Origin of the sequence: Micromonospora zhanjiangensis (assembly GCF_042650605.1) — a bacterium.
Classification (GTDB): domain Bacteria; phylum Actinomycetota; class Actinomycetes; order Mycobacteriales; family Micromonosporaceae; genus Micromonospora_J; species Micromonospora_J zhanjiangensis.
This window is the reverse complement of the sequence record NZ_JBHSBN010000002.1, coordinates 501,932-517,936: the sequence shown is the minus strand read 5'-3', so window position 1 is coordinate 517,936 and position 16,005 is coordinate 501,932. Positions and strand designations below refer to the sequence as shown.

Sequence of the window (16,005 nt, the reverse complement as noted above, 5' to 3'; positions counted from 1 at the left end):
TTCCGCCGGCGTGTACCGGCCGGTGAACCACCGGCGTACCAGGCAAAGCCTGCCCGGTGACCATTTCGTCCCCGTTTCATGGGAGTGTCTCTCCGGCAAACCTTGACCCCTTGACAGTCCGGCGGACCTCACATCAACTGTTCGGATGACTGATCATCGGGCCGCCGCCGGTCGCGGGCAGGCCGCCGGTCGCGGGCAGGCCGCCGGTCGCGGGCAGGCCGCCGGTCGCGGGCAGGCCGCCGGGGAATCGCCCGCCGGCCTGGACGCCGACCGGCTGGCCGGCTACCTCGCCGCCCACCGGCCCGAGCTGCTGGACGGGGCGCCGCGGGCCCGGTTGATCGCGGGCGGCCGGTCGAACCTGACCTACCTGGTCCGCTCCGGCGGGCGCGAGTTCGTGCTGCGCCGCCCGCCGCTGGGGCACGTGCTCGCCACCGCGCACGACATGGCCCGCGAGTTCCGGGTGATCTCCGCGCTGGCGGCCACCGACGTACCGGTGCCCGGGGCGATCCTGCACTGCCCCGACGAGACCGTGCTCGGAGCGCCGTTCTACCTGATGGAGCGGGTCGGCGGGACGGTGTTCCGCAGCCGGGCGCAGACCGACCCGCTCACCGACGGGCAGCGTCGCGGGCTGGCCGAGGCGATGATGGACACCCTGGCCGCCCTGCACACGGTCGAGCCGGCGGCGGTCGGGCTGGCCGACTTCGGTCGACCGGAGGGTTTCCTGGCCCGGCAGGTGCGTCGCTGGAGCGGCCAGCTCGACCGGTCCCGCAGCCGGGAGTTGCCCGGCATCGACGAGCTGCGCGACCGGCTCGCCGCCACCGCGCCGGAGGGCGCCAACGCGGGCCGGATCGTGCACGGCGACTACCGGCTGGACAACCTGCTGGCCGATCCCGCCCCGCCGACAAAGGCCGGGACCGGCGGGGCGCGGGTGCGGGCGGTGCTCGACTGGGAGATGGCCACCCTCGGCGACCCGCTCGCCGACCTGGGGCTGTTGCTGACCTACTGGGACGTGCTGGGCGACAGCGACTCGGCGGTGGACAACCCGGTCGCGGACGGGCTGGGGCCGCGCGCCGGCTTCCCGTCCGGCGCCGAGCTGATCGACCGGTACGCCCGCCGCAGCGACGTCGACGTCGGCCCGCTGCACTGGCACGTCGCGCTGGGCTGCTTCAAGCTCGCCGTGATCTGCGAGGGCATCCACTACCGGCACACCCTCGGGCAGACCCTGGGCGAGGGCTTCGACCGGATCGGCGAGATGGTGCCACCGCTGATCGAGCACGGGCTCACCGCCACCAGGGACAGCTGAGGGGACAGATCCGCGATGGATTTCGAGTTCGACGCCCGTACCGCCGAGCTGTACGACACGCTCAACGACTTCCTGCTCGACCGGGTCTACCCGGCCGAGGCGGTGCACGCCGAGCAGGTCGCCGCGGCGGACGACCCGTGGACCCGTACCCCGGTGTTGGCGGACCTGAAGGCGGAGGCCCGCCGGCGCGGCCTGTGGAACCTGTTCCTGCCCGACCCGCGGTACGGGGCCGGGCTGACCAACCTGCAGTACGCCCCCCTCGCGGAGCTGACCGGCCGCAGTCCGCACCTGGCCCCGGAGGCCCTGAACTGCGCCGCGCCGGACACCGGCAACATGGAGCTGCTGGCCGAGTTCGGCTCGGCGGAGCAACGGGAGCGCTGGCTGCGTCCGCTGCTGGCGGGCGAGATCCGGTCGGCGTTCTGCATGACCGAGCCGGAGGTGGCCTCGTCCGACGCCACCAACATCGCCACCCGGATCCGCCGGGACGGCGACGAGTACGTCGTGGACGGCCGGAAGTGGTGGTCGTCCGGGGCGATGGACCGGCGCTGCGAGATCTTCATCGTGATGGGCAAGACCGATCCGGACGCCGACCGGCACCGCCAGCAGAGCATGGTGCTGGTGCCCCGGGACACCCCGGGCGTGACCGTGCGCCGCGGGATGACCGTGTTCGGCTACACCGACGGTCCGCACGGCGGGCACGCCGAGATCAGTTTCGACGGGGTACGGGTGCCGGCGGCCAACCTGATCGGGGGCGCGGGCGACGGTTTCGCGATCGCCCAGGCGCGGCTCGGCCCGGGCCGGATCCACCACTGCATGCGGCTGATCGGAATGGCCGAACGGGCCCTCGAACTGCTCTGCCGGCGTACCTCGGAGCGGGTCGCGTTCGGCCGGCCGCTGGCCGAGCAGGGCGTGGTCCGGGACTGGATCGCCGAGTCCCGGGTCCGCATCGAGCAGGCCCGGCTGCTGGTGCTCAAGACCGCCTGGTTGATGGACACCGTCGGCAACAAGGGCGCGCACACCGAGATCCAGGCCATCAAGATCGCCACTCCGGCGATGGCCGAGTGGGTCATCGACAAGGCGATCCAGGCGTACGGCGGCGCCGGCGTCAGCCAGGACACCCCGCTGGCCGCCCTCTGGGCCCAGGCCCGGACGTTACGCCTGGCCGACGGCCCGGACGAGGTGCACCGCGCCTCGCTGGCCCGCCGCGAACTGCGCCGCTGGAGCTGAGCGCAGCTACGCCGAGGCGCGCGGGACGACGCGGGTGTTCAGCAGGACGTGGGTGGGCTGGGAGTCGTCGTGCCGGATGCGGGCGACCAGGAGGCGGGCCATCTGCCGGCCCATCTCCTCCACCGGCTGGAAGACGGTGGTCAGCTGCGGGTCGGCCTGGGTGGCGATCGGCGAGTCCTCGAAGCCGACCACCGCCACGTCCTCCGGCACCCGCCGGCCCCTCTCCCGCAGCACCCGCAGCGCGCCGCAGGCCATCAGGTCGGAGGCGACGAAGACCGCGTCGAGTTCCGGGCAGGCCGCCAGCAGCCGGCGCATCGCCGCGGCCCCGCTCTCCTCGCTGAAGTCGCCGTACGCGATCAGGTCCTCGACCTGCGGCTGGCCGGACTCCCGCACGGCCTCCCGGTAGCCGATCAGGCGCCCCACCCCGGCGCCCATGTCCTGCGGTCCGGCGATGGTGGCCACCCGCCGCCGGCCGCGCTCGAACAGGTACTCGACCCCCTGCCGGGCGCCGCCGGCGTTGTCGACGTCGACGTAGTACGCCGGCTGGGCGCCCGGCCGCAACATCCGGGCCGGCCGGCCGCCCAGCACGGTCGGCAGGCCCCGCTGCTCCAGCAGGGTGGGCAGCGGGTCCGAGTCGTGCAGCGACAGCAGCAGCACCCCGTCCACGTGCTGGTTGGTGAGGTGGTGCTCGACCCGTTCCCGTTCCCCCGGTGACTGGGCCATGGCCAGCCAGAGCTGCATCGGGGTCTCCAGCAGCGCCGAGCTGATCCCCCGCACGATGCCGGCGAAGAACGGCTCGGCGAAGAGTCGCTCACCCGACTCGGAGACCACCAGGGCCACCGAGTCGGTCCGCTGGGTGACCAGGGCCCGGGCGGCCCGGTTCGGCACGTAGCCCAACTCCGCGATGGCCTGCTGCACCGCGGCCCGGGCCTCCGGGCTCACCTGCGGTGAGCCGTTGACCACGCGGGACACGGTGCCCCGGCCCACCCCGGCCCGCGCGGCGACCGCGTCCAGGGTGGGGCGGCCGAGCGAACGGGTGCGCTGGGTTGTCATGGACTGCTCCTCCGGCGTCGGGTGGACCGGCGCCGGACCCCCGCGGGAGCCCGGAACCGGGACCCCGGTTTTTGGCTAGCTTTTTCTATTGTGCGGGCAGAGCATTCCTTCGGATCACCTCGGCATACCATTTCGCGCTGCTCTTGGGGGTACGACGCTGGCTCTCGTAGTCGACGTGGACCAGCCCGAACCGCTTGGTGTAGCCCCACGCCCATTCGTAGTTGTCCATCAGTGACCAGGCGAAATACCCGCGCAGCGGCACGCCGGAGGTGATCGCCTCCTGGCAGGCCCGCAGGTGTTCGTCGAAGTACGCCAGCCGGTCCTGATCGTCCACCGTGCCGTCGATCACCTTGTCCGGGAACGCCGCGCCGTTCTCGGTCACGTAGAGCGGCAGCTTGGTGTACTCCCGGTGCACCCGCTGGAGGGTCTCCAGCAGGCCCGGGGCGTCAATCTCCCAGTCCATGTCGGTGACCGGGACGCCCCGGCTGACGAACTGGACGTCCTCGCTGCCCGGGAAGGCCGAGGGGTCCCGCCCGTACGGCTCCCGCTCGATGTCCGGGTCCGCGGCGGCCACCACGTACCGGGTGTAGTAGTTGATCCCGAACATGGACAGCGGGGTGGAGATCACCGCCAGGTCGCCGTCCCGGACGTGCCCGAAGTCGCTCACCTGGCGCAGGTCGCCGAGCACGTCGGCGGGGTACTGGCCGCGCAGGACCGGGTCCAGGAAGAACCGGTTGGCCATCCCGTCGATCCGGCGGGCGGCGTCGGCGTCGGCCGCCGAGTCGGACTGCGGGGAGACCGCGTACAGGTTGAGGGTCACCCCGTACTGGTTCTCCGGCCGGATCGCGCGCATGGCCTGCACGGCCAGGCCGTGCCCGAGCATCAGGTGATGCCCGGCCCGCACCGACGCGGCGGCGTCCCGGCGGCCGGGGGCGTGCACCCCGGAGCCGTAGCCGAGGAAGGCCGAGCACCACGGCTCGTTCAGCGTGGTCCAGTACCGCACCCGGTCGCCGAGCGCGGACTGGAGCAGCTGGGCGTAGTCGGCGAACCGGGCCGCGGTGTCCCGGGCCGGCCAGCCGCCGGCGTCCTCCAGCGCCTGCGGCAGGTCCCAGTGGTAGATCGTCAGCCACGGTTCGATGTCGTGCGCGAGCAGGTCGTCCACCAACCGGCGGTAGAAGTCCAGGCCCGCCTGGTTCACCGCGCCGGAGCCGTCCGGCTGGATCCGGGGCCAGGACACCGAGAACCGGTACGAGGAGACCCCCAGGTCCGCCATCAGTCGTACGTCGTCGGCGGACCGGTGGTAGTGGTCACAGGCGACGTCCCCGGTGTGGCCCTCGATCACCCGGCCCGGGGTGTGGCTGAAGGTGTCCCAGATCGAGGGGCCCCGACCGTCCTCGGCCGCCGCGCCCTCGATCTGGTACGCGGCGGTGGCCACGCCCCAGAGGAAGCCGTCCGGGAAGTGGAGCTGTCCGTTCGCCTCGGCGGGGTTCCCGGGCGGGGTGGTTGCTGCGTTGGTCACGACTTGACGGCGCCTTCCATGATGCCGCCGATGATCTGGCGGCCGAACACGATGAACACGATCAGCAGGGGCACGGTCGCCAGCGTGGTGCCGGCGAACAGGGCCACATAGTCGGTCGAGTAGTAGCCGGAGGAGAGCACCTTCAGCGAGTACTGGACGGTGGGCGTGTTGGGGTCGAGGACGATGAACGGCCAGAGAAACTCGTTCCAGGTCTGCATGAAGGTCAGCAGGCCCAACACCGCCGCCGCGGGTCGCAGCGCCGGCATCACCACGTTCCAGTAGATCCGCCAGGTGGAGCAGCCGTCCAGCCGGGCCGCCTCGATCAGCTCGTCGCTGACCGCGGATGCGGCGTACTGGCGCATCATGAACACCCCGAAGCCCTGGACCAGGAACGGCACCATCACCGCCTGCAGCGTCCCCCGCCAGCCGAGCTCCACCATCATCAGGTAGAGCGGGATGATGCCGAGCTGGGTGGGCACCATCATGGTGATGATGATCGCCAGCAGCAGGATGTTGTTGCCCCGGAAGCGCAGCTTGGCGAAGGCGAAGCCGGCCAGGCTGGAGAAGAAGACCACCGAGATGGTGACGACGGTGGAGACGACGACCGAGTTGGCCAGGCCGTACAGGAATGCCGCGTCCTCGTTCGCGAGCATCCGGGAGACGTTGGCGCCGAACTGACCGCCGGGCACCGGGGAGAGCTCGTAGACGGCGCTGTTGTCCCGCGAGGCGATGATGAACGACCAGACGATCGGGAAGATCGACAGGACACTGCCCAGGATCAGCGCCAGGTAGGTGAGCGGGCTCGCCTGCCACAGCCGGCTGCCGGGGGCGACCTTGCGGCGCCGGGGTGGCACCTTCGGCCCGGGAGCGGCCGCCGGCGCGGGGAGGGTCGACATGGTGGTCATTGCTGCGCTCCCTTGACCGAGCGGCGGACCGCCAAGAAGTTCACCAGCGCGAAGATGAGGATCATCAGGAACAGCAGCCAGGACATCGCCGCGCCGACGCCGTACTCGAAGTTGCCGGTGAAGGTCCGCTCGTAGATGTACATGGCCAGGGTCTGGTACTCGTGGTCCGTGCCGCCCCGGGGCAGGCCGTAGCCGTACATCAGCGGCTCGGTGAACAGTTGCAGGCCGCCGATGGTCGAGATGATGATCGTGAAGAGGATGGTGGGCCGGATCAGCGGGACGGTGATGGTCCAGAACTGCCGCCAGTTGCCGGCGCCGTCCAGCGACGCCGACTCGTACAGATCCTTGGGGATGGCCTGCATGGCACCCAGGTAGATCAGCGCGTTGTAGCCGGTCCACCGCCAGTCGACCATGGTGGCGATGGCGATCCAGGAGGAGTAACGGCTGTCCCGCCAGGCGACGGGGTTGAGGCCGATCTCGCCCAGCAGCGAGTTGATCAAGCCGTACTTGTCGGCGAAGATGAGGCCGAAGATGATGCCGACCGCGGCCACCGAGGTGATGTTGGGAATCACCACGCCCATCCGCAGCAGCGTTCGCGCCCGCATCTGACGGTTGAGCAGATTGGCGATCATCAGGGCCACGATGAGCTGCGGCACGGTGCTGACCACGAACATGCCGACGGTGTTGTACACCGCGTTCCAGAACTGCGTGTCGGCGAGGACGAACCGGTAGTTCTCCAGGCCGATGAACTTCTTGGTCCCGCTCAGCAGGTCGTAGTCGAACAGCGAGACGTAGACGGTGTAGAGCACCGGGAACAGCCCGAACGCCCCGAACAGCAGAAAGAACGGGGTGATGTAGAGATAGGGCGAGTACTTCAGGTCCCACCGACCGAGCCGGTAGGACCGCTGACGGTGCCCCGGGCTGGACCGGGGCGGGACGGGGCGCGGCGGGGCGGCGCGGCCGACGACAGAGGTCATGGGGGTGAAGGTCCTTCCACTGGTGGGGGACGCGGGCCGGGCGGCGCCCACACCCGATCCGGGTGTGGGCGCCGCCGGCCGGGACGCGTCCCGGGACGGCCGGGCTGGACTCAGCCGGCCGCCTTCTTGCCCTCGGCCACCGCCTTGTCCCAGGCTGCCTGGGACGTCGCCTTACCACTCTCGGCGGCCTGCATCTGCGGCTCGAAGATGGTCTCCCAGAGCTGCTGGTGCTTCGGGCCGAGGTAGATCGGCTTGAGACCCTTCACACTGTCACCGAAGATCTGGCCGGTGGGTGCGTTGTTGAAGTAGGCGCTCTTCTTCTCGGTGAACGCCGGGTCGGCCAGCGCGCCCAGGTCGGACGGCATGGCGCCGGCCTCCTTGAACGCCGCCAGGTGGCCGGCCTTGCTGGTCAGGTACTTGGCGAGCAGGACCGCTTCCTTCGGGTGCTTGGTCTGCGCCGGAACGCCCAGGTAGGAACCGCCCCAGTTGCCGGAACCACCGGGGATCTTGGCGATGTCCCACTTGCCGGAGTTGGCCGGGCCGGACTTCGGCGCGATGACGCCCTCGGTCATCCAGGCCGGACACGGCACGGTGGCGAAGGCCGACTTGGTGAAGGCGGCGTCCCAGTCGGTGCTCCACCGGATGGTCTTGGCGGTCAGCCCGTCGGCCGCCATCTGCAGGCCGAAGTCCCAGGCCTTCTTGACGGTGGGGTTGGTGTCGCCGATGAACTTGTTGTCCTTGTCGTAGAACCAGGTTTCGGCGTTCTGCATGATGTACGGCTGCATGATGCTGGTCGCGCTGTCCAGCCAGGCCGCCTTCACACCGCTGGCCTTGAACTTCTTGCCCAGCTTGACGTAGTCCTCCCAGGTGGCGATCTGCTTGCCGACCTCTTCCCGGTCGGTCGGCAGGTTGGCCTGCTTGAACAGGTCGGTCCGGTAGCACATGGCCAGGCCGCCGACGTCGGTGCCGAGTCCGATCAGCTTCTTGCCGTCCGGGGTCAACGACATGTTCCACTTCCACTCGGGGAAGGTGCTCTTGAGGTCACCCACGCCGTAGTCGAGCAGGTTGAGGAACTTGTCGTTGTTCTGCACGTACTGCAGGAGGACGCCCTCTTCCAGCCCGACGACGTCGCCGGCGCCGCTGCCCGCGGCGAGCCACTGCACCAGCTTGGGCTGGAAGTCCTTCAGCTCGCCCATCTTCTGGTGCTCGACCGTGATGTTCGGGTTGGCCGCCTCGAAGTCCTTCAGGGCCTGGTCGTAGCCGAAGTTCTGGAAGGTCTGCAGAACCAGCTTGACCTTGCCGCCGCTGCCGGAGTCGCTGTCGTTCTTCTTGCTACACGCCGCGGTGCCGAGAGCCATGCTCGCGGCCACCGCAACCACCGCGGCCGCGCGCAGCCGGCGGGTGAGGACGCTCATCCTGACCCCTCTCAGGTGAATGATCGATGTGGGATGTGGTGGTACCGGTTCGCCGCTCCGAGGCAAAGCGGCAGTGACATGAACCACTGGCCGGGAGCGCTCCCATGAGATTGCCGACAGGTTCCGAGGGTGTCAACGGTCCATTGGGAGCGTTCCCAACTTGTTACCGCGCCCCGGGTGTGCACATCACCGTGAATGGGTAACAACCCGGCGGCACATGCGCCCTCCGTGTGCACCCTGGTTCAGCAGAGCCGGCGCAGCAGCGTGCTCGCCCGGTGCGGATCGAACTCCTCCGGGTCGAAGGGACGGCCGAGCCAGCGGCGGGTCGAGTCGTGCTCCGGATGCGCCGGGTCGGCCAGCGCGGCGAGCATGGTCCGGTAACCGAACGGGCCGCCGCAGTCCTCCGGCGGGCAGGCCCGCTCCCCCACCACGCAGACCGGGTACCGCTCGTCCGGGTCGGCACCGAAGATGTCCTCCACTGTGACCTCGTGCTCCCACCAGTCGCCGAAGTCGTAGACGTAGCGGAACCGGGTGCCCTTGCCGAGCACCGCGTCCAGCCGGTGTTCCAGCTCGTCCCGGACGATCAGCTCACCGTCCGGGTCCGGCTCGCCGTACTGGACGCCGTCCACGTCGAAGGAGTGCAGGTGGTAGTTCTGCCAGCCGAGCGCGAGCTGGAACACCCGGTGCAACCGGTCCAGCGTGTAGCCGCCCGGCACCAGCACCCGCCGCCACACCGGCGGTGTGACGTCCGACAGGGTCACCTTGAGCTGGAAGATCTGACGAGACATGCGCTGCCACCCTCTGGCATAGGCTGCCGGCATGATCTGCCGAGCGTGCCGGGAGAAGCGACACGACGACTGCCGGGGCCACAACTGGTGCGACTGCCAGCACCGTACCCCCGAGCCGACCCCTCCGGTCACCGGTCCGGCCGGCGAATGAGCGCCGTGGGCACGATCCGGCGGCTCTGGCCCGACCCGGACACCGAGCCGGCGGACACCGCGGCGTTGGCGCGGCTGTACGGCCGCGCCGACCGACCCCGGGTCCGGATGAACTTCGTGACCAGCGTCGACGGCGCCGTCGAGGTGGACGGCTACTCCGCCGGACTGTCCGGCCCGGCGGACAAGCAGGTCTTCGGCGTCCTCCGGATGCTCTGCGACGCGCTGATGGTCGGCGCCGGCACGCTGCGGCAGGAGGGTTACGGGGCGATCCGGCTGGACCCCGACCGCCGGGCCTGGCGCCGCGACCACGGCCTGGCGGAGACGCCCACGGTGGTGATGGTCTCCGCCGCGCTCGCCCTGGACCCCGACGCGGCGATGTTCACCGAGGCGCCGGTCCGCCCGGTGGTGATCACCCACCGGCGGGCCGTCGCGCCGCCGGGCCTGGACCGGGTCGCCGACGTGCTGCGGCACGGTACGGACCGGGTCGACCTGGCGGCCGGCCTGGCCGACCTGCGTCGGCGCGGCCTGACCGAGGTGCTCTGCGAGGGCGGCCCGCACCTGTTCGGCTCCCTCACCGCGGCGGACCTGGTCGACGAGGTGTGCCTCACGGTGACCCCGATGCTCGCCGGCGCCGGCGCCGGCCGGATCACCGCCGGTCCCCCGGCCCCGCCGCGCGGCCTGCCGCTGCGGCACGTGCTGGTCGCCGACGACGGCACCCTGCTGCTGCGCTACGCCCGCCCCCCGGCGGACGCCGGGACACCGGCCCGCTGACCCGGGTCAGGCCGGCGGCAGGTCGGCCACGGCCGCGTGCAGGCGACGGACGGCCGCCGCCTCCAGGTGGTAGACCTCGCGCAACCGCTCGCCGGTGGCGGCGAACAGCTCGGCCAGGTCGGCCGCGGCGAGCGGCGGCGACTCGTCACACCGGTCGCGCAGCGCCCACAGCCGTCCGGCCGCCGACCCCACCTCGGCGGTGCCCGCGTCGCCGTCCGCGATGATGCCGCCGTTGACCTGGGCGGTCAGCTCCCGCAGCCGGGCCAGCGCCGGCACGCCCGCGGGAAAGGCCGCCTCGGCCACCTCGTGCCAGCCCCGGGCCGCCACGGCGAACGCGCCGGCCACGTCGCCCAGCGCCGGCGCGTCCAGCAGCGCCGCCGCCTCGGTGAGGAAGTCGGCGTACAACCGGCGCAGGTTCCCACCGCTGGTGCCGGCCGGCTCGATGCCCTCCCAGGCCGCCAGCAGCGCACCGGTGACGCCCCGGCGGTCGGCGAACAACCGCGGCCAGCCGCGCGCGTCGCGCCGGTCGGTCATCAGCCGGGACCAGGCGCGCCAGGCCGGCACGGAGAACGACTCCGAGGTGTGCCGCAACTGCTCGGCGCAGTCGACCAGGCCGGCCCGCACGGCCGCCCGCAACTGCCCGTCGGACACCTCCCGGTCCGCGTCCGGTCGCGGCACGAGCAGGAGATTCTTGTACGACGCGACGCGCGCCCGGGCCACGTCGAGCCGCTCCCGGGGCACGGTCAGCGGTGCCAGGTTACGGTCGTCGAGGCGTACCCGGTCGCCGGTGGTGCCGTACGCGACCACCGGGTGGCCGCCGTGCCCGTCCAGGTGCGGCGGCAGGTGCCGGTAGCCGATCCGGAACCGGTCCGGCCAGACGATCGCCGGCTCGCCCACGTCCAGCGCCGCCGACAGCCGGTCGGCCGCCCGCCGGGCCATCGAGGTGGCCTGCTCGTCGAACGGCACGCCCCACCGGTGCAGCGCCGTCCGGATCCACCGGCCGGTGTAGTGCCAGCCGTTGCGGAAGCCGAGCACCGGTGTCGGGGTGCCGCCCGGGGCGTGTGCCCACAGGGCGTACCCGGCGCCGAGGCCACCGCCGACGCCCAGGACCAGGGCCTCGCCGGGTGCCGCGCCGGTGGCGGCGAGCCGTACGCCGTGGTGGGCCAGCAGGTTGGTCACCACCGCCGAGTCGGGGTGCTGGCCGCCGCGCAGCCGGTAGCCGGCGTCCCGGGCCGGCGCCGGAACATCGTCCGGGCGTAGCCCGAGGACGTGTCGCCGGGCGGTGGAGTAGCTCTCGCCGGTGGCCGCCATCCGGGCCCGGATCCGGTCCTTGAGCTGCTTCTTGTTGGTCATCGCGCGCTCCCACCGCCGACGCGGCGGCACCCCACGCGTCGACGCCGCGCCGGCCGGTCGGGACGGAACACAGACCGGTGGGCGATCCTCGAGGCTCGTTCGTCCCCTTCGCCTCCGCGTCGCCGGGCGGCGTGGGCACCCGGTCAGGAGGTACGGCGTAAGGACCCGCCGGGTTCCGAGCGTACCGGCTTTCCCGGCCGGCGGCGCGCCCGCGCCCGGCCGGCGGGGCGTCCGCGGCCGTCGGCGCGCCCGGGTCGGTCAGGCCGGGCGGACGTGCGGGCCGAAGGTGTAGATGTCGTAGCCGCCGACCGACTCGACCCGGGCCGGCTCGCCCGACGCCACCAGGGCCGCCAGCCGCCGGTTCGCGGCGCTGTCGGCGGGGAAGACGTACGCCACCCGGTCGGCCTCCCGGACGACCCGGCGGTAGGGCAGGTACCGGTCGAACCCGGTGCTCAGGTCGTCCTTCAGGACGGCGCACCGGATCTGCTCGGCGGTGGCGTAGGCCAACCGGTTGCAGGTCCAGTACTCGGAGTAGATGGCGGTCAACCGTTGCGCCAGCAGCTGCCGGATCAGGTCCCGTTCGGCGACCGCCTGCCGCGCGTACTCCGGCCGGTGCCGGACCAGTTGGCCGGTGGCGATCAGCGTGTTCGCGCCGAGGGCGGCCAGCACGATCGCGGCGCACAGTCCGAGCGCGCGCCGGCGCACGGGGGTCGCCCGCTCGGTGATCCGTTCGCCGCCGGCCGTGAGCGTCGCCCATAACGGCCACAGCACCGCCGGCAGCGACGCCAGCCCGTAGTGCAGGTAGCGGGCGCTCTCCAGCGGGCTGGTGGCGGCCGAGGCGCTCACGGCGTAGGCCAGCAGGGTCAGCGCCCCGCCGCCGGCCAGGGCGAACCGGGCGGCGGACCGGTCGCGCGCCGGGCCGGCCGGGGGCCGCAGGCCGCGCCACGCCAGCACCAGGGCGGCCACCAGCAGTACGACGTAGACCGGCCCCCACCACAGTTGCCACGGCGCGCAGCGGTTCGGCGCGCACAGTCCCGAACTCAGCGGCAGGCCCAGCACGAAGGCGCCGTGCAGCCGGTCCAGCCACGGTGCGGGCTCGCCGGCACCGCTGACCGAGAAGAGCACCGACAGCGAGTTGCGCCCGGCGCCGAACAGGTTGTGCCAGATCAGCGGCGCGCCGCCGACCACGAACCCGGCGACGACGCTGACGATCCGGGCCCGGAACTCGGCCCGGCGCAGGTGCAGCAGCAGGGCGGCCGAGACCACCACGTACGGCAGGCCGAGCCAGTGCGTCCAGGTCACGAAGCCCGCGATCAGCCCCCAGAGGGCCCACCGGGCGGGTCGCGCCGGGCCCGGGTTCAGGACCACCAGCACCGCGAGCAGCATGACGGCCACCGTCGCCGTGGCGATCTCCGAGTAGCCGCCCGCGCCGATCACCTGGTTCTTGACCATCCGGTCGGAGCCGACCGCCAGCAGGCCGACGACCAGGACCGCGAACCAGGGCGTGTACAACCTCCTGGTCAGCCAGTACATCAGGGCGAGGAAGGCCGCGTACATCCCGATCGCCGGGACGCGCAGCACCCACCACTGGGTGCCGAAGAGCTGGACCAGCGGGGCCGCCAGATAGGAGTGCAGCGTGCCCATGTACTGCTGGCCGTAGAAGAAGATCGGCAGGTGCCGCCCCTGGCCGATGTGCAGGGCGGCCAGCCCGGCGGTGCCCTCGTCGCTGTTCGCGGGCGGTACGTGGGCGATCACGAGCCACACCCGATAGGCCGTACCGGCGAGCAGCAGGGCGACGGCGAGCAGGGTCGGCACGGAGGGCCGGCGCCGGCCGGCGCGGCGGGCCGGCGGCGCGGGATCGGCCGGTTGGTCACGGAGTGTGTTCGTCGGTGCGGTACCGCCGTTCGCGTGGCCGGCGTCGTCCCGCCCCGAGTCGACCAGTGACACTGCGCGCCCTTCACGTCGTCCGGATCCCGGCGCTTCGCCGGCGCCGGGAAGGCCCGACCCTACCAAGACCATCCGGGCGGCCCCCGCCCGCGCCACGGGCCCGGCCGGCCGGCGGCGCGTCGGCCGGCTCCCGGTCGGTACGGCGGGTGGCGGATCGCCGGTGCCGGCGATCCGCCACGGGCCGATGGGGTCAGGCGATCCGGCGGATGCGGCGGACGGCGAAGTAGAGCAGCAGCGCGGCCAGGGCCACGAAGATGCCGGTCTCGATGTACTGGAACGGCCAGAACCGGTCCGCCGGCTGGTACTGCATCCAGTTGTAGGCGCCCGGGTCGAGGCCCAGGTCGGCGCCGCAGGCCCTGCCCTCCGGCCCCTTGCCGCCCGGTGGGCACGCGACCCAGCTGTCCGGCGCCACCATCCTGCCGTCCGCGTTCCGGACACCCGCGGCGAGCTCCCAGGCGCCGCGCGGCGGTCCGTGGCCGCCGGTCGGGTCCACCACCGGAGCGGTGAAGGTACGCGGCGGAAGGTAGTGCGGTCGGACCAGGGTGGTCAGGGCGAGCCGCACCGCGACGAAGCCGAGCAGGGTGACCGCCATGGCCGGCAGCACCCGGCGCCAGAAGGTGCCGGCGAAGATCCCCAGGGCCACCGCGAAGAGGGTGTAGCCGATCGGCACGACGCCCTGCAGGTCGAAGGTGACCACGCCGAGCCGACCCTCCCGGGTGGCGTGGATCAGCGGGTCGATCCACCACGACATGCCCAGGCCGTAGAGGACCGCGAACGCCACCGTGACCCCGCCGGCCAGGCCGAACTGCACCAGCGCCCAGTGCCGCCGGCCGACACCCTGGGTCCAGGCGAACCGGTGGGTGCCCTGCTCCACCTCCCGGGCGACCAGCGGGGCGCCCCAGAACATGCCGACCAGCATGGGCAGGATGAGCAGCAGGACGGCCACCAGGTTCAGGGCGCCGTACCGGTTGGTGAACCGGTTGAACGCCTGTTCGCAGGAATCCCCCGGGCCGGACGGCTGGCCGCCGGCGGCCAACTGTCGCGCGCACTCCGGCAACCCGAGGTCGGTATACGTGTGCCGCATGGCCAGCCCGATCGGGACCATCAGGGCGGCCAGCGCGGCGAACCCGACGAGCGTGAAGAGCAGCTTCTTGCGGTGTTGCCGCCAGGCCAGCCAGATCATGCCGGCACCCCCCATTCGGTGTGGCTGGCCCGCGTCTCGCCCTCGGCGAGGTAGGCCAGGATGGTGTCCTCCAACGAGACGTCGCGGACCGTCCAGGCCGGGTCGGTGACCGGGCCGTCGGTGCGGACCAGCAGGGTGGACTGCCGGTCGGTGTGACTGGCCCGGACCACCGCCGCGACCCCGCCGATCGGGCCGCCGTCGTGCCGGGGGCCGACCAGCTGCCGGTGCCCGGCGGCGATCTCCTCGACCGGACCGGTGAGCCGCACCTGGGCCGTGTTCAGCACGATCAGGTAGTCGCAGACCCGTTCCAGGTCCGCCAGCAGGTGCGAGGAGAGCAGCACGGTGCTGCCCGCGTCGGCGACGCTGCCCATCAGCGACTGGAGGAACTCGCGTCGGGCCAGCGGGTCCAGGCTGGCGACCGGCTCGTCGAGCAGCAGCAGCCGGGGCCGCTTGGCCAGGGCGAGCGCCAGCGCCACCTGGGCGCGCTGCCCGCCGGACAGCTTGCCGACCGGCTTGTCCGGCGGGATGCCGAGCTGGGCCAGCCGGTCGCGGGCCAGCGCGTCGTCCCACCGCTGTCGGTTCAGCTTGGCGCCCGTGGTGACCAGTTCGGCGGCGGTGAAGTCCCGGTACAGCGGGGTGTCCTGGGCGACGAAACCGACGTCGGCCAGCACCTTCCGGTTGTCGTACGGCGACTCGCCGAACAGCCGGACCGTCCCGGCGTCGGGCCGCAGCAGCCCCACCGCCAGGTGCAGCAGCGTGCTCTTGCCCGCCCCGTTGGGGCCGACCAGGGCGGCGATCCGCCCCGGTGGCAGGTGCAGCGAACAGTCCCGCAGCGCCCATGTCTTGCCGTACCGCTTGCCCAGCCGGTCCGTCTCCAGCACCGGTTCCATTCTGTGTTCCTTCCTTCAGCTCGGACTGCTACCGCTGCACCGGTTCGACCGGGAGCGTGGCGCGGATGGTCGTCTCCACCAGGGCGGTGACGTCCTCGCGGGTCAGGCCCGCCGCTTGGGCCCGGTGCAGCCAGGCCACCAGGTCCTCCCGCAGCTCGGCCTGGTTGGGCAGGGACGCGCCGGCCAGGGTGGCGCGGACGAACGTGCCGACCCCCGGCCGGCCCTCGGCCAGCCCCTCGATCTCCAGTTCGCGGTACGCCTTCAGCACCGTGTTCGGGTTGATCGCCAACGACTGCGCCACGTCCCGCACCTTCGGCAGCTGGTCCCCCGGTGCGAGCAGGCCGACCCGGAGGGCCTGTTTCACCTGCTGCACGAGCTGCACGTAGGTGTTCACCTTGGACCGGCTGTCCAGCACGAACTCGATCACTCCGGCGTTCCCTCCCCTGTTGTCCTACGACCGTAGGACTATAGGACAGCGTGAGGCCGAACGGGCTCGCTGTCAAGAACGTCGTGCGATTCGTCGA

Annotated in this window: 14 protein-coding genes; 3 read left to right on the top strand and 11 right to left on the bottom strand. The window is 72.2% G+C overall.

Annotated elements, in window-relative coordinates; all coding sequences use genetic code 11:
- The first annotated feature begins 145 nt into the window (after positions 1–145).
- Positions 146–1,303: a phosphotransferase family protein gene (locus ACFOX0_RS05460; protein ID WP_377542425.1), complete on the top strand. Its 1,158-nt coding sequence runs from the start codon at positions 146–148 to the stop codon at positions 1,301–1,303.
- Between the two features lie 15 nt (positions 1,304–1,318).
- Positions 1,319–2,530 carry an acyl-CoA dehydrogenase family protein gene (locus ACFOX0_RS05455; protein ID WP_377542424.1) on the top strand — a complete coding sequence of 404 codons (1,212 nt, stop codon included), beginning with the start codon at positions 1,319–1,321 and terminating at the stop codon, positions 2,528–2,530.
- Positions 2,531–2,536: 6 nt separating this feature from the next.
- Here ACFOX0_RS05455 and ACFOX0_RS05450 read toward each other — a convergent pair whose 3' ends face one another.
- The 6 genes from ACFOX0_RS05450 to ACFOX0_RS05425 all read right to left on the bottom strand — a co-directional run bounded on the left by ACFOX0_RS05450 (position 2,537) and on the right by ACFOX0_RS05425 (position 9,187).
- On the bottom strand, positions 2,537–3,583 hold the full coding sequence (locus ACFOX0_RS05450) for a LacI family DNA-binding transcriptional regulator (RefSeq protein WP_377542423.1): 1,047 nt from the start codon (positions 3,581–3,583) through the stop codon (positions 2,537–2,539).
- Between the two features lie 85 nt (positions 3,584–3,668).
- Complete coding sequence (locus ACFOX0_RS05445) at positions 3,669–5,102, bottom strand: GH1 family beta-glucosidase (RefSeq protein WP_377542422.1); 1,434 nt, start codon at positions 5,100–5,102, stop codon at positions 3,669–3,671.
- Positions 5,099–6,007, bottom strand: a complete 909-nt coding sequence (locus tag ACFOX0_RS05440) for a carbohydrate ABC transporter permease (protein ID WP_377542421.1) — start codon at positions 6,005–6,007, stop codon at positions 5,099–5,101. Before ACFOX0_RS05440 ends, ACFOX0_RS05445 begins: the two co-directional genes overlap by 4 nt.
- Positions 6,004–6,984, bottom strand: coding sequence for a carbohydrate ABC transporter permease (locus tag ACFOX0_RS05435; RefSeq protein WP_377542420.1), 981 nt, complete (start codon positions 6,982–6,984; stop codon positions 6,004–6,006). The genes ACFOX0_RS05440 and ACFOX0_RS05435 overlap by 4 nt, the downstream gene beginning before the upstream one ends.
- A 110-nt stretch (positions 6,985–7,094) precedes the next feature.
- Positions 7,095–8,399, bottom strand: a complete 1,305-nt coding sequence (locus tag ACFOX0_RS05430) for an ABC transporter substrate-binding protein (protein ID WP_377542419.1) — start codon at positions 8,397–8,399, stop codon at positions 7,095–7,097.
- Positions 8,400–8,641: 242 nt separating this feature from the next.
- A complete protein-coding gene (locus ACFOX0_RS05425; RefSeq protein ID WP_377542418.1) occupies positions 8,642–9,187 on the bottom strand; it encodes a plasmid pRiA4b ORF-3 family protein in 546 nt (181 codons plus the stop codon).
- 147 nt (positions 9,188–9,334) lie between these two features.
- Between ACFOX0_RS05425 and ACFOX0_RS05420 the strand changes: the two genes are divergently transcribed.
- Positions 9,335–10,108, top strand: coding sequence for a pyrimidine reductase family protein (locus ACFOX0_RS05420; RefSeq protein WP_377542416.1), 774 nt, complete (start codon positions 9,335–9,337; stop codon positions 10,106–10,108).
- 6 nt (positions 10,109–10,114) lie between these two features.
- On the opposite strand, the gene ACFOX0_RS05415 is transcribed toward ACFOX0_RS05420, so the two are convergent.
- From ACFOX0_RS05415 to ACFOX0_RS05395, 5 genes are all read right to left on the bottom strand, one after another.
- A complete protein-coding gene (locus ACFOX0_RS05415; protein ID WP_377542415.1) occupies positions 10,115–11,461 on the bottom strand; it encodes a BtrH N-terminal domain-containing protein in 1,347 nt (448 codons plus the stop codon).
- A 258-nt stretch (positions 11,462–11,719) separates the two neighbouring features.
- Complete coding sequence (locus tag ACFOX0_RS05410) at positions 11,720–13,408, bottom strand: hypothetical protein (RefSeq protein ID WP_377542414.1); 1,689 nt, start codon at positions 13,406–13,408, stop codon at positions 11,720–11,722.
- 190 nt (positions 13,409–13,598) lie between these two features.
- Positions 13,599–14,591, bottom strand: a complete 993-nt coding sequence (locus ACFOX0_RS05405; RefSeq protein WP_377542413.1) for a transporter — start codon at positions 14,589–14,591, stop codon at positions 13,599–13,601.
- Positions 14,588–15,481: an ABC transporter ATP-binding protein gene (locus tag ACFOX0_RS05400; protein WP_377542412.1), complete on the bottom strand. Its 894-nt coding sequence runs from the start codon at positions 15,479–15,481 to the stop codon at positions 14,588–14,590. The genes ACFOX0_RS05405 and ACFOX0_RS05400 overlap by 4 nt, the downstream gene beginning before the upstream one ends.
- A 28-nt stretch (positions 15,482–15,509) precedes the next feature.
- A complete protein-coding gene (locus tag ACFOX0_RS05395) occupies positions 15,510–15,908 on the bottom strand; it encodes a GntR family transcriptional regulator (protein ID WP_377542411.1) in 399 nt (132 codons plus the stop codon).
- Positions 15,909–16,005: the final 97 nt, after the last annotated feature.